The organism is Pseudoxanthomonas sp. CCNWLY206-1 (assembly GCF_039710385.1).
Lineage (GTDB): Bacteria > Pseudomonadota > Gammaproteobacteria > Xanthomonadales > Xanthomonadaceae > Pseudoxanthomonas_A.
Genome location: NZ_JBDKXI010000001.1, coordinates 547,549 through 571,904, shown reverse-complemented (window position 1 = coordinate 571,904; position 24,356 = coordinate 547,549). Strand labels below are relative to the sequence as shown.

Annotated in this window: 22 protein-coding genes; 16 read left to right on the top strand and 6 right to left on the bottom strand. The window is 60.2% G+C overall.

From position 1 onward, the window contains the following. Positions 1 to 399: 399 nt before the first annotated feature. The 6 genes from AADW18_RS02405 (at position 400) to AADW18_RS02380 (ending at position 9,030) form a co-directional block, all read left to right on the top strand. A complete protein-coding gene (locus AADW18_RS02405; RefSeq protein ID WP_337341745.1) occupies positions 400 to 5,715 on the top strand; it encodes an RHS repeat protein in 5,316 nt (1,771 codons plus the stop codon). Continuing rightward, a complete protein-coding gene (locus AADW18_RS02400; RefSeq protein WP_337341744.1) occupies positions 5,712 to 6,755 on the top strand; it encodes an RHS repeat-associated core domain-containing protein in 1,044 nt (347 codons plus the stop codon). Before AADW18_RS02405 ends, AADW18_RS02400 begins: the two co-directional genes overlap by 4 nt. Next, a complete protein-coding gene (locus AADW18_RS02395; RefSeq protein WP_337341743.1) occupies positions 6,752 to 7,093 on the top strand; it encodes a hypothetical protein in 342 nt (113 codons plus the stop codon). The genes AADW18_RS02400 and AADW18_RS02395 overlap by 4 nt, the downstream gene beginning before the upstream one ends. A gap of 136 nt (positions 7,094 to 7,229) precedes the next feature. Further along, entirely contained in the window at positions 7,230 to 7,817 is a 588-nt protein-coding gene (locus AADW18_RS02390; RefSeq protein ID WP_337341742.1) for an RHS repeat-associated core domain-containing protein, read from the top strand. A 236-nt stretch (positions 7,818 to 8,053) separates the two neighbouring features. After that, entirely contained in the window at positions 8,054 to 8,587 is a 534-nt protein-coding gene (locus AADW18_RS02385) for a hypothetical protein (protein ID WP_337341741.1), read from the top strand. Between the two features lie 275 nt (positions 8,588 to 8,862). Further along, entirely contained in the window at positions 8,863 to 9,030 is a 168-nt protein-coding gene (locus AADW18_RS02380) for a hypothetical protein (RefSeq protein ID WP_337342119.1), read from the top strand. A gap of 965 nt (positions 9,031 to 9,995) precedes the next feature. Here AADW18_RS02380 and AADW18_RS02375 read toward each other — a convergent pair. Continuing rightward, positions 9,996 to 10,928, bottom strand: a complete 933-nt coding sequence (locus AADW18_RS02375) for a BTAD domain-containing putative transcriptional regulator (protein ID WP_337341740.1) — start codon at positions 10,926 to 10,928, stop codon at positions 9,996 to 9,998. A 291-nt stretch (positions 10,929 to 11,219) separates the two neighbouring features. Between AADW18_RS02375 and AADW18_RS02370 the strand changes: the two genes are divergently transcribed. The 3 genes from AADW18_RS02370 to AADW18_RS02360 all read left to right on the top strand — a co-directional run bounded on the left by AADW18_RS02370 (position 11,220) and on the right by AADW18_RS02360 (position 14,398). After that, complete coding sequence (locus tag AADW18_RS02370; protein WP_337341739.1) at positions 11,220 to 11,579, top strand: helix-turn-helix transcriptional regulator; 360 nt, start codon at positions 11,220 to 11,222, stop codon at positions 11,577 to 11,579. Positions 11,580 to 12,066: 487 nt separating this feature from the next. Then, positions 12,067 to 13,461 (top strand): M6 family metalloprotease domain-containing protein, encoded by a 1,395-nt coding sequence (locus AADW18_RS02365; RefSeq protein WP_337341738.1) that lies wholly within the window; start codon positions 12,067 to 12,069, stop codon positions 13,459 to 13,461. A 16-nt stretch (positions 13,462 to 13,477) separates the two neighbouring features. Beyond that, a complete protein-coding gene (locus AADW18_RS02360; protein WP_337341737.1) occupies positions 13,478 to 14,398 on the top strand; it encodes a hypothetical protein in 921 nt (306 codons plus the stop codon). 109 nt (positions 14,399 to 14,507) lie between these two features. On the opposite strand, the gene AADW18_RS02355 is transcribed toward AADW18_RS02360, so the two are convergent. The 3 genes from AADW18_RS02355 to AADW18_RS02345 form a co-directional block, all read right to left on the bottom strand. Next, positions 14,508 to 15,728 carry a S1 family peptidase gene (locus AADW18_RS02355; RefSeq protein ID WP_337341736.1) on the bottom strand — a complete coding sequence of 407 codons (1,221 nt, stop codon included), beginning with the start codon at positions 15,726 to 15,728 and terminating at the stop codon, positions 14,508 to 14,510. Positions 15,729 to 16,095: 367 nt separating this feature from the next. Beyond that, positions 16,096 to 16,383 carry an EF-hand domain-containing protein gene (locus tag AADW18_RS02350; protein ID WP_337341735.1) on the bottom strand — a complete coding sequence of 96 codons (288 nt, stop codon included), beginning with the start codon at positions 16,381 to 16,383 and terminating at the stop codon, positions 16,096 to 16,098. A 120-nt stretch (positions 16,384 to 16,503) separates the two neighbouring features. Continuing rightward, a complete protein-coding gene (locus AADW18_RS02345) occupies positions 16,504 to 17,028 on the bottom strand; it encodes a hypothetical protein (protein ID WP_337341734.1) in 525 nt (174 codons plus the stop codon). A gap of 190 nt (positions 17,029 to 17,218) precedes the next feature. Between AADW18_RS02345 and ompR the strand changes: the two genes are divergently transcribed. From ompR to AADW18_RS02310, 7 genes are all read left to right on the top strand, one after another. Continuing rightward, positions 17,219 to 17,950 (top strand): two-component system response regulator OmpR, encoded by a 732-nt coding sequence (gene ompR / locus AADW18_RS02340; protein ID WP_337341733.1) that lies wholly within the window; start codon positions 17,219 to 17,221, stop codon positions 17,948 to 17,950. Beyond that, positions 17,947 to 19,212 (top strand): ATP-binding protein, encoded by a 1,266-nt coding sequence (locus tag AADW18_RS02335; RefSeq protein ID WP_337341732.1) that lies wholly within the window; start codon positions 17,947 to 17,949, stop codon positions 19,210 to 19,212. The genes ompR and AADW18_RS02335 overlap by 4 nt, the downstream gene beginning before the upstream one ends. Positions 19,213 to 19,239: 27 nt before the next feature. Further along, complete coding sequence (locus tag AADW18_RS02330) at positions 19,240 to 20,148, top strand: alpha/beta hydrolase (protein WP_337341731.1); 909 nt, start codon at positions 19,240 to 19,242, stop codon at positions 20,146 to 20,148. A 201-nt stretch (positions 20,149 to 20,349) separates the two neighbouring features. After that, positions 20,350 to 20,856: a GNAT family N-acetyltransferase gene (locus AADW18_RS02325; protein ID WP_337341730.1), complete on the top strand. Its 507-nt coding sequence runs from the start codon at positions 20,350 to 20,352 to the stop codon at positions 20,854 to 20,856. A 21-nt stretch (positions 20,857 to 20,877) separates the two neighbouring features. Next, positions 20,878 to 21,378 (top strand): nuclear transport factor 2 family protein, encoded by a 501-nt coding sequence (locus AADW18_RS02320; protein WP_337341729.1) that lies wholly within the window; start codon positions 20,878 to 20,880, stop codon positions 21,376 to 21,378. Between the two features lie 180 nt (positions 21,379 to 21,558). Continuing rightward, the gene (locus AADW18_RS02315; RefSeq protein WP_337341728.1) at positions 21,559 to 21,924 is read left to right on the top strand and encodes a metalloregulator ArsR/SmtB family transcription factor; all 366 of its coding nucleotides are present in this window, start codon (positions 21,559 to 21,561) and stop codon (positions 21,922 to 21,924) included. Further along, positions 21,902 to 22,399: an SRPBCC family protein gene (locus AADW18_RS02310; RefSeq protein ID WP_337341727.1), complete on the top strand. Its 498-nt coding sequence runs from the start codon at positions 21,902 to 21,904 to the stop codon at positions 22,397 to 22,399. The genes AADW18_RS02315 and AADW18_RS02310 overlap by 23 nt, the downstream gene beginning before the upstream one ends. A 74-nt stretch (positions 22,400 to 22,473) precedes the next feature. Here the strand turns inward: AADW18_RS02310 and AADW18_RS02305 are convergent, their stop codons facing one another. Together AADW18_RS02305 and AADW18_RS02300 are read right to left on the bottom strand one after the other, a co-directional pair. After that, a complete protein-coding gene (locus AADW18_RS02305; RefSeq protein WP_337341726.1) occupies positions 22,474 to 23,220 on the bottom strand; it encodes a response regulator in 747 nt (248 codons plus the stop codon). Beyond that, the gene (locus AADW18_RS02300) at positions 23,217 to 24,317 is read right to left on the bottom strand and encodes a histidine kinase (protein WP_337341725.1); all 1,101 of its coding nucleotides are present in this window, start codon (positions 24,315 to 24,317) and stop codon (positions 23,217 to 23,219) included. The genes AADW18_RS02305 and AADW18_RS02300 overlap by 4 nt, the downstream gene beginning before the upstream one ends. Between the last annotated feature and the right edge of the window lie 39 nt (positions 24,318 to 24,356).

The window sequence follows — 24,356 nt, the reverse complement described above, 5'->3', positions numbered from 1 at the left end:
ATGTCGACTTGTAACGCTTGGTACATACGTTTACCAGAATTCCAGTCTTCCTTTTGCAATTCGAGAGAGATATGTTCCGCAGTAGGATTCCGCGAGGGGATATTGCGCGGAAACGGGGAAATGGGGCCTGGCCCTGTGGCCAGAGAGAAAGCGTGAGGTTCATCAAAGAGCGCAGCGCGAGCTACAGCGCGAGCCAAGGCAAGCGTGCCGATGTCTGCTTGGTTGCTCAAGCAGCGTGTAGGTTGTGGCGGGGATATCGATACGCGCGACGGTGTGGCCTATTGGGTCTGCGTCGATAGTGGCAACGAAATTTGTAGCTAGGCCTCTGACGGCTCGACCCCGCATTGGCTAACTAACGGATCACATGGGGGATAAGTAATGTTTAAGGAAGCTGGCGATATGCGAGCGTCACTTGTGATTCGCCATTTTCGGCATGTTGCCGCGCTGATACTACTTCAGCTCTATTTTGCCAGCAGCTGTCTGGCACAGATAATCAATGACCTCGAGCCCATCGAGGACTACAACAAGAAGATTCAGTCCGCTCAGGTGATATCGCCCATGACCGGCGACTCCTTCGGCGAGAGCGTGAGCCTTTACGATGGGAGCACGAGCTTCAGTGCGACTGATATCGATCTCCCGGGAAACAACGATTTACTCGTCAGGCTGAGTCGCCATTTCAAAGTGATCAACCGCAGGAAAGAGTATGGTCTGCCTGGGCTAGCGGACTGGGAACTGGACACCCCGCGTCTCTCTGGTGAGTTCTACGTCGACAAGGGCTGGAAGACGAAAAGCGCCTCGCCCTATAGCCGCTGTTCCATTCCAGCAATCGCGGATGCCGCAGCCGTAATCAACGGCGTGGAGAATGCGGGAACCAATCATGAAATCTGGCACGGCTATCACATGCACATGCCGGGCGCAGGCGACCAGGAGCTTCTGCTAAACACGGAAACCAAGATTCCTGCGGTGCAGGATGGCGTTAGCTATCCCTGGATCACGCGCGATTTCACTCGCCTGGGCTGCCTGCCGGCAACGAAAAATGGCTATCCGGGGGAGGGCTTCTTTGCGATTACCCCTGATGGCACCAAGTATTACTTCGATCATGCCGTGACCCACCCCATCAAGGGCTACAAGGTCATGGTACAGACCATCATGAACTATATCGGTCGCACGCGCGTCCATCTGATGGCGACACGCGTGGAGGATCGCTTCGGTAACTGGGTCAAGTACAACTACACAGGCGATCTGCTTACTAGTATCGAGTCCAACGATGGCCGCCTGATAACGCTCAACTATACGGATGGGCGACTAACAAGTGCCGTTGCCAATGGGCGGACTTGGACCTACAGCTACGAATGGAGCGAGGCCTACCCAACGCCCACGGGTGATTATCGGCTGCGCTCTGTCCAGCGACCGGACGCATCGGCCTGGGGATACCGCGTGGCCAGTGGTACGTTGATGCCACTGCGCGAGCAGCCACCAGATGGTGGGCAGAACAATAATTGCAGGTCGGAGCCTGACCGAATGGACGGGGCTTTCAGTTTGGAAGTCACCGCGCCTTGGGGTGCGTCCGCGCTGTTCGATTTTTCGCATTCGCGCCGTTATCGCGCTCACACTCCCATTCATCCATGCGACACCCCGCCGGGCGTGCCTGAACTCATTCCGTACATTCCCCATTTCTTTGATACTTACTCTTTACGTAAGAAGACAGTCACTGGTCCAGGTCTAACTCCCGCGATCTGGGACTACTCCATTGGCGTAGGCGCGCGTGGAATTTATACCAGCGGAACCTCCAGTGATCCTTGCCCATCGTGCGTACCTTCCAAAACTACTACGGTGACGGCACCCGACGGTGTCAAGACGCTTTACGAATATGGAATTATGTATGGGCTAAATGAAGGCCGTTTGTTGTCTACGACCATCAAGGACTCCGCAGGGGTGACCCAGCATGTGTCTGCTCAGGCATATGTCCAGGACTCTGAAGTCACATCGCAGAAGTTTCCTGCGCAGGCAGGGACAACGTTGCTTCATCTTCCCAATGCAATGGCCAATTTGATTCGCCCCGTCAAAGCGACGACGCAGGTTCGCGAGGGCGTGACTTACACTAAAACAGTAGACTCTGGTTGCGATGGAGTATTGTGTTTTGACGCATTCGCGCGTCCCACGCGCGAGACCCGATCCAGTCCCTGGTACAGCCGCACCGACACCGCCGAGTACTACTACAACTTCAGCAAGTGGGTCCTGGGCCAGGCCAGCAAGACAATCAACGTCAATACCGGCTTGGTATCCGCCGAAATCATATTCGACCCCAACACCGCGTTGCCGCTGCAACAGAGACGCTTCGGCAAGCTGCAGCAGACGTTGACCTATAACGCCGATGGCACGGTGGCCACCGTCAAGGACGGCAACAACAACGTCACCACGCTGAGTAGTTGGAAGCGCGGCATTCCGCAGCTCATTACCTATGCGGATACCCATACCCAATCGGCGGTGGTCGATGATGCCGGTTGGGTCCGGTCGGTCACCGATGAGGTCGGTGCGAAAACCTGTTACGACTACGATCTGATGGGCCGGTTGTCGCGGATCGATTATCCGTCGGAGACAGCCGGTGTGTGTGGCGGCCTATGGCATCCCACTACCCAGACCTTCGAACCGGTCGCCACGCCGGAGTGGGGCGTGCCGGCTGGCCACTGGCGACAGACGGTCAGTACCGGTTATGGCTACAAGGTGTCCTACTTCGATGCACTCTGGCGTCCGTTGTTGGTTGCCGATTTAGACGTGAATAATGTCGGCGGAACACAACGCTTCAGCCGCTTCACCTACGATCATCAAGGGCGCGCCACGTTTGCGGCCTACCCGAGCACCAGTAGCGCAGCCGCGACGGGCGTCTGGACGATCTACGACGCCCTGGGCCGGGTGAGATCGGTCTCGCAAGATAGCGAGCACGGCCCGTTGACGACGCTGACGGATTATCTTGCGAACAACCAAGTCCGAGTCACCAATCCCAAAAGCGGCCAGACCACCTCCAGCTTCCAGGTCTTCGATCAGCCCAGCTACGACAGCCCGGTGATGATCAGCCACCCCGAAGGCGCGTTCACGGACATAAGCCGGGACATCTTCGGCAAGCCCACGGCGCTGATCCGGCGCAATGCCGACAGCAGCCAATCGGTGACCAGGCGCTACGTCTATCAGGCCGACCAACAGCTCTGCAAAGCCATCGAGCCGGAAACCGGTGCGACAGTGTATGGCTACGACTTCGCCGGTAACCTGACCAAATCGGCCACGGGCCTCCAGGGCTTCGGCGATATCACCAGCTGCAATCATCCCGAAGCCTGGGCGTCAGGTCGAGCCGTGGACTGGACCTATGACGCCCGCAACCGGACCAAGACGTTGAGCTTCCCGGACGGCGTAGGCAATCAGGTTTGGGATTACACCGCTGATGGCTTGCCCGCCCAGATCACCACCTATAACAGCAACGGGGGCGATCCGGTCATCAATGCCTACGGCTACAACAAGCGGCGGATGCTGACGTCCGAGAACGTGACCCAACCCGGTGTGTACAGCTGGTCGCTGAACTACGGCTATGACGCCCACGGTGCACTGGCCAGCCTGACGTATCCCAGCGGACTGCAAGTAGGCTTTGCACCCAATGCGTTGGGGCAACCGACCCAAGCCGGCAGCTATGCCACCGGGGTGAGTTATTACCCCAATGGGGCGATCAAGCAGTTCACCTACGGCAACGGGATCGTGCACACGATGACGCAGAACGACCGCCAGCTGCCCTTGCAGGTGCGTTCGGGTAATGTCACCGGCTACGAATATTGGTACGACCGCAACGCGAACCCAACCCACGTCCATGATCTGGTGCAAGGAGGCAATTACAGCCGGCTGTTGGAGTACGACGGACTGGATCGGCTGACCGGTGCGGGATCGGTGTCGTTCGGTGGCGACCACTGGCATCGCTTCACCTACGACGCATTGGATAACCTGAAGTCTTGGAAGCTGGCAGGCGTGAAGGACTATGCGAACTATTATTACGAGCCGGCGACCAATCGGCTGTTGGGCATCCAGAACTCAGCCAATGCCACCATCGTCGGCTTGTCGTATGGCGAGCGCGGCAATCTGCGAAACAAGAACGGGCAGCAATATGTGTTCGACTTCGGCAATCGGTTAAGAGAAGCCACGGGCAAGGAAACTTACCGCTACGACGGACATGGCCGTCGCGTGTCCAATAGTTCGGCGCAAGGAAGCATCCTGTCGATGTATGGCCAGGATGGCGTGCTGCGCCGGCAGGAAAATGCACGCCTGGGCAAGAACACCGAGTTCGTCCACTTGGCGGGCAGCCTGGTGGCGCGGGTGAATGTGGCAGTGGCCCCCGGCGTGCCGGCACTGACCGCCCCCGGTTACAGCACGCAAGGCAGCTATACAGTGCAGTGGTCGGCGGTGCCCTCGATCAGTCGCTATGAATTGCAGGAGCAAGCCAATGGCGGCGCATGGCAAGGGGCTTATTCCGGTGCAGCAGTCAGCCAGGCCATAGCGGGCAAGACCAGCGGCGTGTACGGTTACCGCGTGCGCGCCTGCAATCCGACCGTGTGTGGCGGTTGGAGCGGAATAGCGACGGTCACGGTCGAGTTGCCGCCCAGCACGGTGCCCACGCTGAGCCTGCCGGGTAGCAGTTACAGCGGCAGCTATACGGCGTCCTGGAGCGCGGTCGTCGGCGCCACCAGCTATCAGTTGGAAGAAAGCGCCAACGGTGCCGCATGGGCCTTGGCCTACAACGGCGCGTCGACCTCGAATGCTTACAGCGGCAAGGCCACGGGTAGCTATGCCTATCGAGTGAGGGCCTGCAATCCGGCCGGCTGCACCGGTTACTCCGGCACAACATCGATCAGCGTGCTGTATGCGCCGGCCAGTGCGCCCAGCGTCAGTTCGCCGGGACTGAACAACACGGGCAGTTACGGCATCAGCTGGTCGGCGGTAGCGAACGCAACCCGCTACCAGTTGGAGGAAAGCGCGCTGGGCGGTGGCTGGACCACCATCTACAACAGCAGCGGCACCAGCACCTCGGTCGGCGGCAAGACGGCTGGTAACTACGTGTATCGAGCCACCGCCTGCAATGCAGCGGGGTGCGGTCCCGTCTCGGCCACGGTGACGACGTCGGTGGTGTTGCCGCCAACCGCGGCTCCTTCGGCGTCGGTGCCGGCGTCGAATATGACGGGTGCCTACACGGTGAGTTGGTCGTCGGTAGGCGCGGCCACCAGCTATCACCTGTGGGAGCGAGTCAATGGCGGCAGCTGGGTATCGGTGCACGATGCGCCAACCACCTCGCTGAGCGTCAGCGGAAAAGCCAATGCGACCTATGGCTACGTCGCGCGTGGCTGCAATGCCGGCGGCTGCGGCCCATGGAGTGCAGAGGTGTCCACGGTGGTGAATGTGCCGCCGGCTATTCCGGCTACACCGACCGGGTTATCGGTCAGCCGGTTCCGCGATGAAGAGCTGCAGACGACAGTGGCGCTCGTAAAGTGGTCCGCTTCGTACGGTGCTGTCTACTATGAGGTACAGGAAAAGAAAGGCACGGCGGTGCCAGTCGTCTTCAACAACGGCGCTGCCACCAGCATCAGGCGAACCGGGGTGGGGACTACCGCCGCACTGACCTATTGGGTGCGTGCGTGTAGCGCAAATGGCTGCTCGGCCTGGTCGGCGGGGGTGTCGCCATGAGCGCGGTGATCAGGAAAGATATGTTGCATGCATTGCCGCGCTTGGCTTGCAGAGCATTGCTATGGCTGATGGCGGCCTTGGCAGCCAGCGCGGTGCAGGCACAAACCACCGTGGAGTACATCCACACCGATGCTTTAGGCACTCCGGTGGCAGTGACCGACGCTAGCGGAAATGTGATCGAGCGTAGCGAATACACGCCCTACGGCGAGTTGCTGAACCGGCCTCTGACCGATGGGCCGGGCTATACCGGGCATGTGCAGGATGCGGCGACCGGGCTGACATACATGCAGCAGCGCTACTACGACCCAGGGGTTGGGAGGTTCTTGTCAGTTGATCCAGTGGAAGCTGATCCACACTCGGGTGGCCTGTTCAACCGCTACATGTACGCAGCGAATAATCCATACGCGTTCATTGACCCTGATGGCCGTTGTACCGGCTCCAGAATCGAGAACGGTGATGGCACATGCGTGAGTACCGGGGACTTCACTACAATGGGGGGAGGGCCGACGATGCCGGGGGCGCAGACGGTTGTACATCAGGCCTCTATTGAGGCGCAGCTGGGATTTAATCCACAGACCGCACTGGCGGCAGATGACGAGCCAAGGGTTCCGCTGGCCGGAAGCATGAGTGAGCTAATTGCTTCTACATATGAGAGGGGCATCCGCCGAACAAGCTTTGTTGCTAGCGGTGGATTGGCGGCTGGCTTAGGATTTGATCTAGAAGCAACGAAGACAACACGCCCCTGGCAAAAGGATAAGCTTGGAGCTAACTATGTGGCAGGTCTAGGTGCGTTTTTGGGGGCTCACGCGAAGTTCAGGACGTTTTCCTGGGGCGATGGACACGGAACAACCGGAGGGAAACTAAAGGTGAATCCTTTGGGCTACTTCAAATTGAAGGTTGGGGCAGGATTGTCGGTAGGCTTGTCTGGATCTTTCAACGATCACGGAGGTGGAACATTGAGTATCTCAGTGGGTGGAGGCTTGGGTGCTCAGGCTATCGTTAAGCCCACAATGGCACCTGGCTGGGAGATAGAGCTGTGAAAACGTTGATTAGTGCACTTTTCCTGCTTTCTTTCGTAAGTATGTTTGTCGTCTATCCACTTTATTTTTACTATCTCAATGAGTTCGGGAAGAGGATTTCTTTACATCATTCTGATGTATGGAATCGTCTTCTAGAAAGAACTAGTGGAACGTCCTTAGGGGCAGCCTATCGCGCCCTTAGGCTGTCGCGTGACGGAAATATAGACGGTGCTAAGCTTTCTAGCGAAACGCTAAGAATTAGAAGAAGTGCAGTGTTCTATTTATATCTAGGCATGTCGCTTTTCCTTATCGTTTTAGCGATTGGTCTTGGCGATTCGGTCATTCAGGGAAAATACTAGGTTTTTGCAGGGTTGCGAGCCACCCAGCCAGCCCCCGAATGGTTAGCGGTCTAACTCGCCGAACTTAGCTTAAGCAATGGCTTTACCGCCCGGTGGCTGAAACAGAATAGGTCACCAGAACTGACTGCGGGCGGCCGTGCGGCCAACTTATGGCTTCAATCAGCGGTCAACTTATGCTTTAAAGAACAGCGGCAATGTGATCGAGCGTAGCGAGTACGCGCCCTACGGTGAGTTGCTTAATCGGCCTCTGACCGATGGACCGGGGTACACGGGCCATGTGCAAGACGCGGCGACCGGACTGACATATATGCAACAGCGATACTACGACCCGCAGGTCGGGCGGTTCTTGAGTGTGGATCCGGTGACGGCAAGCACAGCCAACGGCAGCAACTTCAACCGCTATAAATACGCGTCAATTAACCCGTACCTATTTGTCGATCCGGACGGCCAGGCTGATATCGTGATGTTCCAGCGTAATGAAGGGCTGGCGGTCACCGGACGTCGCTTCGATACCCCAACTGGTTCACTGTTTTGGGGCACGGCGGAGCACCTCCACATGATCCATGTCTACAAAGTCCGTGATGATAGCTTGTCGGAGAAACTTTTCACCGGTCCTCGCTTAGGAGCCGAGGAGTTGACGAGAGAAATACGAACGCGAGGATTTTATCCTGGGCGAGAAAGGCGTTTTTCTAGGGCAGTGCGGCGTTGGCGTCTTCGCTGCTGAAGTGGCCCGGCGGCTCAACACGCCAGTGATGGCGAGTGGCGGGTACGTTATGACAGTGCCGAACAAGACATCTGGATCGATTGTTTACACTTCTAACTCGCAGCAGGATGGGAAAGGGCAGGCAATGACTTTTAATGTAACGCTTCTCGTATTGTGATGAAGGAGAATGGGTCCGTGTATGGAGTTCGGGCTACACCGGCCACCGGCACGCACATCAAGAACGAGAAAATCAAGTAATGGAAAAAATACTCTTGCTTGCCTTAGTGCTTTTGCTTGCAATGCTGGGTACTGCATGCGCAAAGGATACATCTGTTGGAGACAATGCTTCCATCCCGGATTCGCGGACAGTAGTTTCCCAGTGTCGTAAACAGCCTATCGAAACCAGTCGCGCCCGAGGAGTTTCAGCTGAAGCGATTGCTCGTGCACTAGAGGGGAATGAAGAAGATGCGTGGGACATTCTGTCATCCATGCTGGCGGCAGGTGAAAAAGACCAGAACGATTATGTTGCCGGCTGTTTAACGCTTTTTTGGGCAGAGGTCGCTGCACAGAATGGAAGCTTGCCTGCTGCATATGAGATCGCCATCTATCAAGGCCGAGACTCCTACCTCTGCCACAGGTCGAAGTTTTGGGCGCAGGCTGCTCTTTCCAGGATTGATGAATTCAAGAAACTAGTGGTTTCTGGTGCAGCCAAAGAAGATATCGATGCCATGGTTGCGATAAGGCGACAACAGCTTGTTTCTTCGTTGTCAAAGGCCTGCCCTGCTTTGTAAGCCGGCGTTGCCCGAACATCCCGCAGGTGAGCCAGGCCAGCTGCTGTCGAGTGCTTTTGGCGAGGATCGCCAGTTCATGCAGGCTTTTGAGTAGTAGCAATGACAGAGAAAGTGCCGGTCGGCTCAAAAACAGGGGTCCAAAAACAGGGGGCAGAGTCTGAGATATCCCCAGGTTTTTCATACTGAGATCAACCGCTTATTGGCGATCTGACTGGAAAGTAGTGCGCGCATGACGCAGTCTTCAAGGTGACGAAACCAAAAAAGGACTGACGGCCATGCGCGCCAGCGAAGTATTGCAGAAGTGTCTGCAGGATTCATTGGGTCGGATGCACGGATTGCGGGCACAGACGCTGTTGCGGTCGGTCGAGGCGCTGCTGGAGGGCTCGCAATCCTTAGCGGACCCGAAGGCTGGGCAGTTCTTCGAGGCGCTTATCAGTTCATAACGCTTGGACGTGAAATAAGCTTCGGCAAAGATGTTCGAATTGCCCCGTTTGGGAATAGGACTGGTCACCCCTATGGCCGCTGGCCGCATTATCATAGACGTGGCAAGGACGCGTCCGGGCAGACAAGGCCGGGCCAAGGAATTGGCCGTCATAGGCCAGCCGAAAAAAATCAACAGATAAATCGTTTAGAGATCGCTTTTAGTGAAAACTCCACTTTTTCTCATCGATAGCGGTGACGTATCAGCATTCTCAAGCAGTCAGGATCTGGAGAAATATATAGAGTCTCCGGATATTGGTGGTTACTTGGTATTCGATGCGTCAGGGCTTAAGTTGGAGTTGCAGTTGGCTCAAAAGCGAGTCGGCATGATCGTTGACATTGATCGAGTTCGTTTAGTTGGGTCCAATAATGTGCCTCAGCCTCACTTGCTTCGCGACATCCTGAGCTCATTTCTAAAAAAGTTGAATGTCCCAACGTTAGCTGACGATGATCTCTCGAAACTGGTTAGGCTCCTGGTGGAAACTGTTGGATACACGCGGTAAGTAGGAGCCGAGAAGTATGGTGCAGGACCATGAAACGCTGGGAGTATCTCAGTGGTGCTGGGGAGTTGCCGCGATAGTCGTCGTTTACGATGGCGCAAACACCTAGGTTCGTGTCCTCAAAGTAGGTGCTGCCCCATTGGCCTGCTGGGTGCGCGCTCGCAGCACCGACGGCTGCCTCCGTTTGGTCGGTAGACTTCACCACAATGGTGGAGGGCCGACGGTGCCGGGTGCGCAAGCGGTGAATATTCCTGAATAACCTGGGCAGCTTTGTGCCGCCCGTAACGAGAGCGGCGGAGCAAGCTCCACTCTACATGGAGCAAGGCGTGGAATAGGGCCAACCAAACAAGTTCGGCACTACAACGCCTCTGCCGTCATAGCATTCTCGCTATGGGTCGACGCTGCTCAAGATGTGCCGCGCACCTGAGTCAGGCCAGCAGATCCAAGCTCAGCTGCAGCTGCACATCCGCTGCCGCCAAATGCGCGCGGGCGTCTTGGAGTAGGTCGCGTGGTTCAACGCCGGAACTGATTCGGGGTGCTGCGTCGATCGCCAGCGGCATTGCGCCCGCAGATAACATCGGTTCTTCGTTTTCCCGTAAACCCACCGCGCTGTCAGCAATCCGCCGGTACAGTGCCTGCGTTTCGCGCATCGGCTGGATCGCCAGCTCGTTGCGCAGCAACTCGCGGCAGTGCTCGAACTGCCGCAGCGCCAGCGCACGCTGGCCGCTGGCGACGAACAGCTGCATCAGGTCGCGATGGACGTCCTCGCGCAGGGGATCGTGGTCCAGGATACGTTGCGCGTGAGTAATGCCGTCCCCGTATCGCCGGCTAATGGTGGCGATCTGCATCAGCCGGTATAGCGCGTTGAGGAAGTTGCGGCGATAACGCTCGCGCGCACGCAGCGCCCAGTCGTCGGTCAGTTCGATCAGCAGGTCGGCCTTGTACAGTCGCACGCCGTGTTCAAGCGCATCGATGTCTTCTTCGCTCAATCGCTCCGCCGCGCAGGTGAGCCGTGGCGCGACCAGACGATCGAACTCGGCCACGTCCAGCCACACGTCCGCTTGTGGGCACAGCGCGATGGCGCCGCGGCGGTCGCTGGTGATCAAGTTGCCATGCGCGAGCGGCGGCGTTTCCAGCAGCCGGCGCAAACGCCACAGCGCAGTGTTGAATGAGCCGGTGGAGGCGCTGGCGTCGGGATCGGGCCACAGACTGGCCAGCAGTTCCGAACGGCTGAAGCTGCGGCCATGACCCAATGCCAGGTAGGCCAACAGGCTGGCGCTCCGCCCAGCCACGGACACCTCCGGCGCGCCACCTAGGCCCGTGGCCAGCGCCATCGAACCGAACAGGGAAATGCGCAGCATCGATGTGCCCCTCTGCATGGACCGGCATCCTGCCGGCGCGGTCGGCGCCGCGCGCCGATATCGTCAGCGCGGGATCACGCGCCCGATCCGTCCGGGATGCAACTACCCGCGCGAGCAAGCGCCGCTGACAACGCCGGCTTCCGGCGCAAGCGCCTGCTTCCACCGACGAACGGACAGCACGGCTGGACCACGTGATGCCAGAATCACTGGCCGGACAGGCGCACTCTCCTGCGTTTGTCGTAGTTCAGGGGCAGGTATCCGCAAGCCGTTATCACCGCCAGCGAGAACGCCATGACTTCGTTACCCCAGCGTATCCGCCGCGCGCGCACCCGCGCCGGTCTGTCACAGACATCCCTGGCCACCCGCATTGGCATCAAGCGCAGCGCGGTAACCCAGTGGGAACATCCACACGGCACCAGGCCCAGCGTGGAGCACCTGATCCGCATCGCTACCGAGACCGGCACCGGATTCGAATGGCTCGCCACCGGCCGAGGCCCCAGCGAGTTCGACTCGCTGAGCGCGGCACCCGCATTGCTCATGGACGACTACGCCGGCGACGAACTCGAAGCGAAGGCCCTGAGCCACCTGCGCCACATGGCGCCAGCGAAGAAGCGCATGGCGGTGGCTATCTTGGAAACGATGGGGCAGTGAAGGGCGATTGCGTCGGCAGGCAATTCACGTCATCGAAGTAAAGCTTAGTAGCTTGATGGATAACCATGAATTCCCGCCCAGGGCTGGAATCCCGCGTCGTCTTCGGCGACGCCCTGTAGCATCAGTTTGGCGGAACCGAACTCAGTCGGTCGCAGGCAACGACCGTACGTGACGGTTAGGAAAGGCGAATGGAGCAACGATGCTGGCTGCCGACGAATCGCCGCAAATAGCCGGGGTTCTCTCTTCGCGATGAAGCCAATACGGTAATGACTGAACTACCGTTCGTCGGCTTGCTGCAAATATCAAGCGGTTAACTGGCCGAACCGATCGTTTGGAATGCGTTGAGCCGAAAGAAGACGTTTGGCCCAGCATGGGCCTGGAGGGATCCGTGATCATCGTTCGAAAGGCCACTCGTTCGACTTCTTGCTCATCCGTGTGCCGCGTGCCGCCTTCGCCTGAACTAATGCAGAGGCTTTACGACAAGTACATGGAATTGCTCAAGCAAGAACGCATTCCAAGATCACTCACATTCAAGCAGTTCTTCGATGTCTGGCTGTGCGATCGGCGCGGCGAGGACCTGATCGGATTGGACGACGGTAGCGTGGTGACCGGTCCTGCGAAAGCTGTCCAGTTGATCAAGCCACCGGACCAAGTACTTTCCGGCATCGTCCGAACCCTGGTTCTGCTAGTGGACTTTGTCGATCGTCCTCACGCGCCTGAGTACACCACCAAGCACTATCGCGACATGCTGTTCGGCAACAAGCAAGCGTATCCCGCTGGCTCCATGCGCGAGTACTACCGCAGCATCAGCAATTACGGCGACCACAACGGCATCGACATCCAAGGTGACGTCAAAGGGTGGTTTCGTATGCCCCAGCCGCTGTCCTACTACACACAGGATCAATCAGGCCTTGGAGACAGTTTTCCCAAGAACGCCATGGGAATGGCGCGAGATGCGATCAAGGCGGCAAAGGCCGCGGGTGTCGACTTCTCCGGTTACGACGTACTTGGTGAGGGAATAGTCACGGCGCTGTTTATCGTGCACGCAGGTCGCGGAGCCGAGGAGACGGGTGCGGCTGGTGACATATGGAGCCACAAGGCCGTCATCCCCTCGATGAAGGTCGCCAAGGGCGTAAGCGTTACAACGTACCTAACCGTTCCAGAAGACTCGAAGGTTGGAGTATGCGCACACGAATGGGGCCATCTGGCCGCCCGCTGGGCCGACTACTACGACACCGGCGAGGAGGAAAACTCTCGATCAAATGGTCTAGGGCACTACTGCCTGATGTCCTCTGGATCATGGGCCAACCGTGGTAGCACACCCACGCTGCCAACCGCTATGTTGCGCCGCTTCCACCGGTGGATCGAAACGGAAGTCGTCGAACAGAGTACATCGAATCTTGCACTTCGTCCGGCGGCCGGCGGCGGCGGATGTCTTCTTGTGCGCAATGCCGCTCGCATGAGCGCCAAGCAGTACATATTGCTGGAGTACCGGCGACGTATCGGCCAAGACAAGCACCTGCCGGATGAGGGTGTGGCCATCTACGTGATCGACGAGAAGATCAAGGATGTCAACGATGAGAATCTACTGGCCATCGAACTGATCCAGGCAGACGACAAGCGCGATCTGGCGCGCACGTTTCAGGCTGGCAATACAGGTGATCCAAACGATCTCTACCCGCATGGCAATCTCAGACAGCTAGGTCGCGACACCAAACCTCCACTGCGTCTCTCTGATCGAACCACCTGGAGCGGCGTCACCCTTACGATCAAGGGAAAGCCAGGCGACGCGACCATGCGCGTCGATGTGGAGATCGATTCGCGCCCCGTACGAAGCAAAAAGCGAACTATCGCAAAACAGCGCACACGCCGAATCGGATAATCCGGGAGAACAACGCATGGCTAAGACGGCTCAAAAAAAGACTAAAAGGAAGGTCGCACCTGGAAAAGTCGCCGAGAAGGTGGGAACCAGCTTGGCGGATGCAGTATTGGCGCGCCGTACGCAAGCGGAAAGGCGACGCGCCAAAGCCATCGCCAAGGTGAAGCTCGCGCCCGGCATGAGCGTGCGCAGTGCCGGCATCGTGGTCGCCGAGGGCGATTCCTGGTTCGACTACCCATTCAACGACATCCTCAAGGGATTGGAGGACGACCATGGGTACGACGTGGAGTCTGTCGCGCAACGGGGGCACCGCGTGGAAGACATGGCTTACTCGGAAGGTCAGCTCGACGATTTCGCCCGTCGTATCGAGAAAGTAATGCGCAATGGCACTGCTCCCAAGGCGATCCTTGTTTCCGGCGGCGGCAACGATATCGCCGGCCCTGAACTTGCGGTCATGATCAACCATGCCATGTCCAACATCGCCGGCCTCAACAACGAGGTAGTGGCCGGCATCATTGATACGAGACTGAGCAACGCCTACATAACCATACTGAGCGCCATCACTCGCGTCTGCGAGGTCAAGGTCGGAAGCGTGGTCCGCATCGTCCTGCACGGCTACGACTATCCGGTGCCTGACGGGCGGGGGGTATTGGGAGGGGCCTGGAAACTGCCCGGGCCTTGGCTAGAGCCGAGCTTCCGCATGAAAGGATACGGCGACATGCAGGTCAGGATTGCACTGATGAAAGCGCTCATAGATCGTTTCAACGCAATGCTGCTTGGCTTGACCCGGCGTCCAGGATTCGGGCACGTCAAGTTTGTGGATCTGCGCCGCACCCTTTCCACGGCATCGGACTATAAAAAGTGGTGGGGCAATGAACTCCATCCTACCGAGAGCGGATTCACCGCGGTAACTAAGAAGATCGCCGCGGCCATTCCTTGATGATTCCCGAATGCGCAATGCGAAGCCTATGTTTCTGAAGCTATCGAGCGTCACACAGAAAAACGCCCCGGGGAAACCGGGGCGTTTTCGTTTGCGGTGCGCAATGACGTCAGCCGGTCTTCAACGTGAGCCCATAGGTCGTCAAGATCGGGTTGAGTGGCTGGAAGTAACTGCGGGTGCGGTTGTTCGGCTGCTTGCCCTTGCAGCTGCCACTTCCGCCCGAAAGCACGCCCTGTGCCTGGCCGGGACCGGTGATGAACGAGCCACCGGAGTCGCCGCCCTCGGAACAAGCCGTAGTGCGGTTGACGTGCGTGATGGTTTCGCCAGTGCTGTAGTTGACGCTCACGTCCACCTGGTCGATGGTCCCGCACCTCCAGCCCGAGGTGCGGCCGGAGCGGCAGATCGCCGTGCCGACGCCGCCGGCGGTGCTGCCCTTGACGACGACGTCGGCGGTGGTCCAGCCGTAGACGCTCGCCACCTGCGTGTTGCTGCCGGAGATCGTCACGTAGCCGTAGTCGGGGCCGGACTGGCCGGGCTGCGGGAAGTTCGATGCGGTGAACGTGCCGATCTGCGGCCCGAGCGTCCACTGCGGGCTGAGCTCCTGGTACACCTGCTCGCCGGCGTCGCCGCAGTGTCCCGCGGTCACATAGACCGGCGTGCTGCCCTTGAGGGCGTTGAAACCGATGGAGCAGGCGTACAGATAGCCGTCCCCCGGATTGCGCAGGTAACCATGGCCGCCCTTCAGCGCGGCGTGCTTGCTGGCTTGCTCTTCCTCGACGACGAAGCGCACATGCTCGGCATTGACGCCGCTGATGGCCACGAAGTCGATGCCAGCGTTCTGCTTGCCCTTGCCGATGCCAACCACCAGGGTGTTGCTCGGCAGATCGACGTACCAGCTGTACACGCCGTTCGGCACCTTGCCACCGCGTTCGATCATGGTGTCGAGCTGGGCCTTTGAGGCGGCAAGGTCGGCGAAGCTGTGGCGTGCGGTGCGGAACTCAACGCCGGCGGGGCCTTTCTGCGGGAAGCTGGAGGTGGTCGCGACCACCAGTTTGAAGCTGTCATCGGCCTGGCGCTCGATCCAGCTGCCGGCGAACTTGCGGCCTTGCCCGGTGGCCAGCTGTTTGGATTGCAGCTCCGCGAGACGTTCGATCTTCAGGTACTGCGACAGCTGGGCCGACGTCAGGCCGAGGTCGCGCTGCATCGCGGCGCGAAGGGTAGGGGACATGTTGTCGGCAGGTCCGACTGCCGTAGCGGTCATGGCAAAAACAAGCGGAAGCGGGGCGAGCACGAGCAGGCCGCGTTTGGCCCAGGAAGCGAACTTTCGCATCTGCAGATCTCCAGTCGGGTGGATTCAGGTTGCAGGACCGATCGTTCGCCGAAGCGAATGCCAGCTCGCGAAGTGGGCCTGGTCGGCGGATGCTTGCACAGGTAGTAAGTGCTTTTTCACGGCCGCCGTCACGATTCGCGTGTCTGTTATTGGCCGAATACCGGCCCAATGATTACTACACCGAATGTGCATCTGAAACTCTCAGGGGAATGGCTGACTCGATGAATCCCCTATAGATAGCTATGGCTAATCGCCCCGCGCAACCCGAGCAGGGCCCGCCCGGCGGCATCACCGAGCGAGGCCCAATAACTCTTTAGCAGCAGCAAGTGAGGCCGGCGAAGGCAGATGCGCCTTCCATGGCCATGTTCTACCGACTGCGGCGCTCGGCCATCTTTTGACCGGCGGCGCGCAGCTCATCGGGGGACAGCTTGCCGTTGCCATCGGCATCCAGCGTGTCGAAGCGCTTGGCCAGGCGCGGCAGTTTCGCTTGCGCTTCAGCCCGATCGATCAGTCCGTCGTTGTCGGTATCGGCGGCTTTCAGGCGCTCCTGCAGCGTGGCTTTCTGTTCGTCACTCAGCGCACGCTGCTGTGCGCTGGCGGAGACGAACACGAACACCGACAGCATGGCGGCCAGGAGAGATAGGGAACGAGACATTGGGAATCTCCGGATGTGGGAAGAAAAGAAGGTGCAGGCGCGGCGGTGCGGGAATGCGTCCATGCGGCGTGAGGGGGCGCCATACCGCCACGCCTGCGGGAAAGTGCGTGCGTGAAAAGATCAGTTGCCGCGCTGGCAGCCGATGGCTTCACCCGCGGCGTTCGTGCAGCTGCGGGTGTGCACCAGCGTGCCCGCGGATACGGTCGTGCTGCCGTGGTAGCTGTTGCCGTTTGCACCGGTAGCGGTGGTGCTGCGTGCGCCGGCGACATTGCCGTCCGCGTCGCGGGTGACGCCGCTGCTGGTGCTGGCGGTGCCGCCGTTGGCGCCGTTGATGTAGGCGCTGCGCTGCCGGCCGGCGCTGCCGTCGGCATGGCGATAGCCGCTGCGGTCGTAACCCGCACTCGCGCCATGAGCACCGGTGATGTTGCCGCTGCGTGCGCCAGAAGCATTGCCTTGGCCATCGGCCTGCCAGTTGCGTTGGCGATGGCTGTCGAAGCGCGCGTTGCTGCGCTCGACCGCGACACTGCCGCCTTGGGGGGTACGCTGCACGGCGCGGCTGCGCTCGCGGGCTTCGGCGTGATCGGCGAACAGGCTGGTGGCGCACAGAGCGAAGGTAGTGGCGATCAACAGCGTGGTCTTGTTCATGGCGGAATCCTCGTCAGGGTGGGGATGGCCGCATTGGGGTGGCGGCAGGGCCAAGGTAGAACGTGCAACGGCATCAGGTGTGTCGCGGTTGCCAGCAGATGTGTCTGTCCGCCATGCCTGAAACATCCGCTTACAAATCGACCGCCGCCGGGGTTTGCCGGCCATCGTGTTGGCGGGCGATAGTGCTCGCATGGAAGAAACTTCGGCACGCATCCTGCTGGTGGACGACGACGCGCGGCTGCGTGAGCTGCTGGTGCGATACCTACAGTCGCAGGGCTTCGAGGTGCGCGGCGCGGGCGACGCCGCGCAGATGCGGCAAATGCTGGACCGTGGCCACTTCGACCTGATCGTGTTGGACTTGATGCTTCCCGGGGAGAACGGCCTGGAGATATGCCGCCGCCTGCGCGGGCAGGGCGACCTGACGCCGATCGTCATGCTGACAGCGAAAGGCGACGAGATCGATCGCATCGTCGGACTGGAGATCGGCGCCGACGACTACATTCCCAAACCGGTGAATCCGCGCGAGCTGCTGGCCCGCATCCGGTCGGTGCTGCGGCGCACCCATCCAACGCCAGGAGCGCCGCAGGCCGAAGGCGGCGAAGTGGCCTTCGGTCGGTTCCGCCTGGATCTGGGTCGGCGTGAACTCACCCGCGATGGCGCACTGCTGCGACTCACCAGCGGTGAGTTCGCCGTGCTGTCCGTGCTGCTGCGTCATCCGCGCCAGCCGCTCAGTCGCGACCGCCTGATGAGTCTGGCACGCGGGCGCGAACATGAGGCGTTCGAACGCAGCATGGACGTGACCATCGCGCGGCTGCGCCGCCTGCTGGAAGACGACCCGCGCCAGCCGCGCCTGATCCAGACGGTATGGGGCGTGGGCTATGTGTTCGTGCCGCCTGAAACGGACGCGGAGGCGGCGCAATGAGGCTATCGCTGCCGCGCAGCGTGTTCGGCCAGCTGGTGCTGGTGATCGCGCTGGTGCTCACCGGTGCCGGGGTGCTGGCGCTGCTGCTGGGGCGCGAACTCGCCACGCGTCCCGCCGCCGACCAGTTGCTGCGCGCGATGCAGGGTTTCGCCGAAGTGGTGGAGGCACTTGACCGTCACCAGCCGCACGACCGCACGGTGCAGCAGCTGCGCGATGCCGGCTTGGACGTGCGCGCGATCCCGCCAGCCGACACGCGCGTGCGCTTCGCGCCTCTACTGCGAGAACTGCGCGAGGAGGCCGATCACGCACTGGGCGCTGGGCGTGCACTTCGCATCGATGCACGCGGTAGTTCGCGCGTGATCTGGCTGAGGCCGGCCACGCGCGAACCGATGTGGGTGGCCTTCGCCTCCGACCGCCCCGGCACCGGCATGCGTCGCTTTTCGGTGTTCATGCTGGTGGGTTGCGTGGCCCTGGTGTGGCTGGCGGCCGCGTACTTCGCACGTCGCTTGGTGCAGCCGCTGCGCCAGCTTGCCGCGGCGGCGCCGGCCATCGTGCGCGGCGATGCGCCGCCGCCCGTGCATGCGCGCGGCCCGCGCGAGGTGACCAACCTTGCGCAGGCGCTGGGCGATGCCAGCCGTGACGTACGCGCCGCGGCGGAAGATCGCGCGCTGTTGCTGGCCGGCATCTCGCACGATCTGCGCACGCCGCTGACGCGCCTGCAATTCGCACTGGAGATGGTGCCGGACACGGATCCCGAGCTTACCCGCAGCATGCACCGCGACATCATCGAGATGGACGCGATCCTCGGCCAGTTCATCGCCTACGCCCGCGATGGCCGCGACGAGGGCAGCGAGACCGTCGACCTGGCCGCGATCTGCCGCCACGCCGTTGCTGCCGTGGCGACCGCGTGGCAGGTCCATCTGCCGGACCACGCGCTGATGCGGGGCAAGCCGATGGCGTTGCTGCGCGCGGTGGAAAACCTGCTGGTCAACGCCGAGCGGCATGGCGCGTTGCCATTGTCGTTGCGACTGTGGTCGGAAGGGCCGGCATGGGTGGTGGAGGTCGCTGACCATGGTCCGGGTCTGTCGCCGGAAGCCGCCGAGCGTGCACGCCAGCCCTTCGTCCACGATCAGGCGCAGGGCGGTAGCGGCCTGGGCCTGCCCATCGTCGATCGCGTGGCGCGCCAGCACGGCGGCGAACTGCGGCTGTTGCCGAACACCCCTCACGGGCTGCGTGCACAACTGTGGTTGCGTGCAGGTTGATTCCTCTTTTTTTCTCGAGGTGATGCAATGAATATCTTGCTCCGCACAGCCCCGTTGCTCTGCGTACTGCTCACCGTGCCGGCGCCGCTGACGGCCCAGACCTTCCGCGAACGCCTGGAGCAGGCACGCGAAGCATCGCGTCAGCCCGCCGCGCACGCGCCCAAACTGCCCGCCGGTGCACGCGCACTGCGCGACATCGCCTACGGCGACGATCCGCGCCAGCGCTTCGACGTCTACCTGCCGGCACGACCGCATGCTGCACCCATCATCCTGTTCGTGCACGGCGGGGGCTGGGTCAACGGCAACAAAGACAATCCGGGCATTGTGGAAAACAAGGCCGCGTACTGGCTGCCGAAAGGCTACATCCTGGTGTCCACCAATTACCGCATGCTTCCGGATACCGCGCCGCTGGACCAAGCGCGCGACGTTGCACGTGCACTCGCCGCCGTGCAGAAGCGCGCGGCGGAATGGGGCGGCGATGCGTCGCGCGTGCTGCTGATGGGCCATTCCGCTGGCGCTCACCTTGCTGCGCTCGTCGGCGCTTCGACGAATCTATGGCGCGAAGCAGGCGCGCAAAAACCCCGCGGTGTGGTCTCGCTGGACAGCGGCGCACTCGACGTACCGGACCTGATGAAGCGGCCACGCATTCCGCCGCTGTATCACCGTGCATTCGGCAGTGATGCATCGGATTGGGTGGCGGCCTCACCCCACCATCAACTCACCCGCGACGCCGTTCCGATGCTGCTGGTCTGCTCCTCGCGCCGACCTGATGCCTGCCCGCAAGGCCGCGCCATGGTGGAAAAGGCGCAGTCGCTGGGCGTGACGGTGGATGTCTTGCCGGAGAATCTCTCGCATATCGAGGTTAACCGAGAACTCGGCCTGTCCTCGGCTTACACTGAGGCGGTGAACGCGTTTATGCGGCGCCACCTGCAGTAGCACGCGCTGCTTGGTGGACTACCCTGGGAAAAGGAAGCAGATGCGCAGCGTATGTTCGTACCTTCAGCCCAACACACCAGCCGCGGCTCTGTCGAGCAGCGGCGCGGACCCTTCTGATCGTGGCATCGGCTGGCGGTTGATTCCAGCCTCAAGGCTCGACTATTAAGTAGTTAGCCTCAGCCAGACCTCATGGACAAGCATATGGCAGCCCCCGTTACCTTCAGGCCGTATTCCTTCGCGGAGAGAGAGACATGCCTGAGTCTATTCGATGCAAACTGCCCAGAATTCTTTGCGCCGAATGAGCGCGCTGACTACTCGAACTTCCTCGACACAACCCCAAGTGGTTATGAGCTTTGTATCGCCAATGACCAGGTGGCTGGCGCTTTCGGACTCATCGGCACTGGCACGTTGCGCCGGAGCTTGAACTGGATAATGCTCAATCCGCAGTTCCAAGGTCTTGGCATCGGTTCGGCCGTTATGGCACGCGTTACTGCGCTCGCCATTGTCGCTGGGTTAGAGACGGTGGATATCGCAGCGAGCCATAAATCCGCGCCGTTCTTTGCTAAGTTTGGAGCTAGCACCACGGGAACCATTCCAGACGGTTGGGGCCCAGGAATGCATCGCGTGGATATGTCGCTATCAATTCAGAAGCCTACCAATTCATTCAAGCCGGATCCGCTTCGCGGATCGGCTCAATTCAGGCGTTGAATAACACCCGGGGATCCCTGCATGCGAAGTTTCCTGCTAGTGCTTCTAGTGGCGCCTCTTTGTGCGTCAGCCGTTGAAAATACCCCCGAGCAAGCCGTATCCGCACTATGGAGGGCTTTGTCCAATGACCCCGGCGAAAATGCAGATATTGTCACGCTGAAGCGACTCTTCCACGAGGACGCCGTGATCTTCGGTGGAGGATATAAGGAAGGTACTCCTACCGTACGGCGCTCGATAGCCAAGGATTTCCTCAAGCCCTACGAGCACGCCGGAAAGAAAGGTTTCTATGAGTGCGAGATTTCGCGGGCTATACGGACTTACGATCGCTTTGCGGTGGCCTATAGCGTTGTCGAGTCTAGAACCGAGAAGGCGGCAACAGCTCCGGACTTCATTGGCGTGAATAGCATCCAGCTGTACAAGGTGGGTTCGCAATGGAAAATCCTGTCGTTGTATTACCAGGTGGAAAAGCAGGGGCTGCCTATTCCTCTTGATGGCGGACGCTCAGGGAAGTGCATCGCCTGACAGTTCATGACGGCGAAACCAAAGAGACCCTTGGCTTCGGCGCGCAATCAAACACCCAAGCGGATTGCGCTACGCTTCGGCGACCGCTTTTTCTGTCAGCAACGCCGGGTAGGTGACGCGCGCCGACGGCGGTGAAACACCCTCTTGCACGTCCGTTCGGGCCCCTTCATACTGAACCACATGGTTCACCATTCGCCAGCACACTTCAACGCGTCCTTCGCGGCCCTCGCCGACGCCACCCGCCGTGGCGTCCTCGACCATCTCGCGCGCGGCGACGCATCCATCACCGACCTTGCCGACAAGTTCGAAATGACCCTCACGGGCATGAAGAAACACGTCGGCGTGCTGGAACAGGCAGGCCTAGTGACCACCGAAAAGATCGGTCGCGTGCGCACATGCCGTATCGGTCCGTGCCGTCTCGAGGAGGAGATGGAGTGGATCGCGCGTTATCGCCAGCGATGGGACGCACGCTTCGAAGCGCTGGACGGTGTCATCGACGAACTCAAACGACAGGAGAAGGCCCGTGGTCGCAAGAAAAGAAAGTGAATCCCAGCGCACGACGGTTCAGAAGAAGTCGGAGCGCGAGGTCGTCGTCACGCGCACGTTCGACGCGCCCGCGCGGCTCGTCTTCGAAGCGTGGTCCAAGCCCGATCTGTTCAAGAAGTGGTGGGTGCCCCGTTCCCTGGGCATGACACTTCGGTCGTGCGAGATGGACGTGCGCACCGGCGGCAAATACCGCCTGGTGTTCGGCGATGATCCTGCTAACCCGATGGCGTTCTTCGGTACGTACCTTGAGGTGGTGCCTGACGAGCGCATCGTCTGGACGAACGAGGAAAGCGGTGACGCGGGGTCCGTCACCACCGTGACATTCGAAGAGCGCGACGGCAAGACGCTGCTCGTCATGAGCGAACTGTATCCCACGAAGGAAGCGCTCGACGAGGCCGGCATCGGCGCGCAGGAGGCGTTGAGCGAGACGTTCGGACAGCTCGACGAACTGCTCCCCGAGCTATCCGCGCGCTGACTCAGTCCGCGGTGAACCTGTGCGGGGCTGCGTCCTTTCCATGTGATCTGACGCAGCGCTAGCCAATGCTTGGGTTACCGGTGCGACGTTACGTTAGCCAGATGCTCGTGCAGCGGCTTTCTGTAGCGTCGGCTCACAGGCAGTTCGACGCCGGTACGCAAAACGACCGCATATTCTCCCGAGCTTTGAAGCTCGAGCCCACGAATGCGCTCAAGATTAACGATGGTCGAGCGGTGAATACGGATGAAAGTGTCGCCGAGGTCCCGTTCGAGTTCCGACAAAGTGCGGCGGATCACGTGCGTCTCCCGCCCTATATGCAGGCAGGCATAGTAGCTGGCGGCTTCCACCCAATCGATGTCCGACACATCGACGAATAGCAGCCGACCCGGAGATTTGACGACAACCCGGCGCGGCGTCTGTCGATGTGACGCGTAGTGCGCTATTTTTTCCTTCGCGCGGGCCAGCGTCCTCATGAAACGCGCGTCATCGAAAGGCTTCAGCAGATAGTCGAACGCGCCAGCCTCAAAGGCCCGTAACGCGTGTTCATCGTGGGCAGTAACGAAGATGATCGTCTGGGGCAGGTCGACGCCCAGCAATTCCAGGACATCGAAGCCCCCGCACTCGGGCATCTGCACGTCGAGAAACACCAGATCCGGTTTCCGCTGTCGAATGGCCTCGATAGCCTCGGCGCCCGACGCGCATTCTTCGATCGACCCGATGTCGGGGTCACGGCGCAGCAAGAGCGAGAGATTGCGCCGGGCAAGAGGCTCGTCGTCGACGACGAGGGTGCTGATTGGCGCGCAGCGATCGGACGACCTCATGCGGCATCGGCCATGGGCAATGTCACGACCACTTCGACACCGTCGCCCGCACTTCTGACAAGAAGATCGGCGGCGTCGCCGTGCATGATCTGCAGTCGCCTGCGCAGGTTCGCAAGGCCGACGCCGGCGCTATTCGACTCCCAATCGGCGGCGAAGTCCGAGCCGTCGTTATAAACGCTGAGACACAGGACCGCGTCCTTTCTCGTTGCCGCAACGCGGATCTTTCCGCCCGCCACCCGTTTCGCGAGCCCATGCTTGATGGCGTTTTCCACAAGTGGTTGAAGCAGGAGACTCGGGACTTGCGTACCCATCAGTGCTTCCGGAATATCCACGCTGTACCCAAGGCGTTCTTCGAAACGGACCTTCTGAATGTCGATGTAGCGCTGTAGGTACTCGACCTCTTCCGCAAGCGTCACCTCCGGTTTGTGAAAATCCTGGGACGTGCGACGAAGGATCTCGCTGAGACCGACGATCATGCTTACTGCCGCTGTGTTGCGACCGTCGCGCACCAACCCGGCAATGGAGTTGAGCGTGTTGAACATGAAGTGCGGCTCCATCTGGCGACAAAGTGCCGAGAGCTGGGCTTTCGAAAGCTCGGCATTGAGCTGTGCGGTCTCGGTCACTTTGCGCGCGACCTTGTCTCGCGAGTCCACAAAATAGGTGATGGCCAGGATCAGCGCATAAGCGAATACGCAGATCAACCCGTGAAAAACGAGCGTTGCGCTCAACGTATCCCAAAATGTTGGCGCCTGCCGATGAGTCCAGGGATTGAGGAGCATCTGGAGTGCCGCGGACCAAGTCTCCGCTGCCATGCTGATAACGAATAGCGCCAGAAGATGAGCAGCGATGTCCCGTACCGTTGGGGCGGGAACAATCGGGCGGCGCCTGGCCAAGTTGATGACGAATGGGGTGGCTAGCGCCCAAGGCAACCAAGCCGCCATTTCGGTCACGAAGAGCAGCAACTCTCCGCCTTGCCTTCCTAGCGCATGCAGGATGAGGACGGACTGCGTGGCCTCGAACACGGCGCCAGCAGACCAGAACACGGCGATCCATCGCCAGTTGATGATCTGCGCGGAAGGAGCGGCGGCGTGGGTCATGCCGGCGATATTAGTCCAAGTAAAAAAAAACGCCTCATC

Bases quoted from the DNA above. Each gene is read 5' to 3' on its own strand.
- AADW18_RS02345 (WP_337341734.1), bottom strand. From the start codon at position 17,028: ATGAACAAGACCACGCTGTTGATCGCCACTACCTTCGCTCTGTGCGCC.
- AADW18_RS02315 (WP_337341728.1), top strand. From the start codon at position 21,559: ATGGTTCACCATTCGCCAGCACACTTCAACGCGTCCTTCGCGGCCCTC.
- AADW18_RS02370 (WP_337341739.1), top strand. From the start codon at position 11,220: ATGACTTCGTTACCCCAGCGTATCCGCCGCGCGCGCACCCGCGCCGGT.
- AADW18_RS02400 (WP_337341744.1), top strand. From the start codon at position 5,712: ATGAGCGCGGTGATCAGGAAAGATATGTTGCATGCATTGCCGCGCTTG.
- AADW18_RS02380 (WP_337342119.1), top strand. From the start codon at position 8,863: ATGCGCGCCAGCGAAGTATTGCAGAAGTGTCTGCAGGATTCATTGGGT.
- AADW18_RS02300 (WP_337341725.1), bottom strand. From the start codon at position 24,317: ATGACCCACGCCGCCGCTCCTTCCGCGCAGATCATCAACTGGCGATGG.
- AADW18_RS02385 (WP_337341741.1), top strand. From the start codon at position 8,054: ATGGAAAAAATACTCTTGCTTGCCTTAGTGCTTTTGCTTGCAATGCTG.
- AADW18_RS02350 (WP_337341735.1), bottom strand. From the start codon at position 16,383: ATGTCTCGTTCCCTATCTCTCCTGGCCGCCATGCTGTCGGTGTTCGTG.
- ompR (WP_337341733.1), top strand. From the start codon at position 17,219: ATGGAAGAAACTTCGGCACGCATCCTGCTGGTGGACGACGACGCGCGG.
- AADW18_RS02365 (WP_337341738.1), top strand. From the start codon at position 12,067: ATGGAATTGCTCAAGCAAGAACGCATTCCAAGATCACTCACATTCAAG.
- AADW18_RS02330 (WP_337341731.1), top strand. From the start codon at position 19,240: ATGAATATCTTGCTCCGCACAGCCCCGTTGCTCTGCGTACTGCTCACC.
- AADW18_RS02360 (WP_337341737.1), top strand. From the start codon at position 13,478: ATGGCTAAGACGGCTCAAAAAAAGACTAAAAGGAAGGTCGCACCTGGA.
- AADW18_RS02405 (WP_337341745.1), top strand. From the start codon at position 400: ATGCGAGCGTCACTTGTGATTCGCCATTTTCGGCATGTTGCCGCGCTG.
- AADW18_RS02325 (WP_337341730.1), top strand. From the start codon at position 20,350: ATGGCAGCCCCCGTTACCTTCAGGCCGTATTCCTTCGCGGAGAGAGAG.
- AADW18_RS02375 (WP_337341740.1), bottom strand. From the start codon at position 10,928: ATGCTGCGCATTTCCCTGTTCGGTTCGATGGCGCTGGCCACGGGCCTA.
- AADW18_RS02335 (WP_337341732.1), top strand. From the start codon at position 17,947: ATGAGGCTATCGCTGCCGCGCAGCGTGTTCGGCCAGCTGGTGCTGGTG.
- AADW18_RS02355 (WP_337341736.1), bottom strand. From the start codon at position 15,728: ATGCGAAAGTTCGCTTCCTGGGCCAAACGCGGCCTGCTCGTGCTCGCC.
- AADW18_RS02320 (WP_337341729.1), top strand. From the start codon at position 20,878: ATGCGAAGTTTCCTGCTAGTGCTTCTAGTGGCGCCTCTTTGTGCGTCA.
- AADW18_RS02305 (WP_337341726.1), bottom strand. From the start codon at position 23,220: ATGAGGTCGTCCGATCGCTGCGCGCCAATCAGCACCCTCGTCGTCGAC.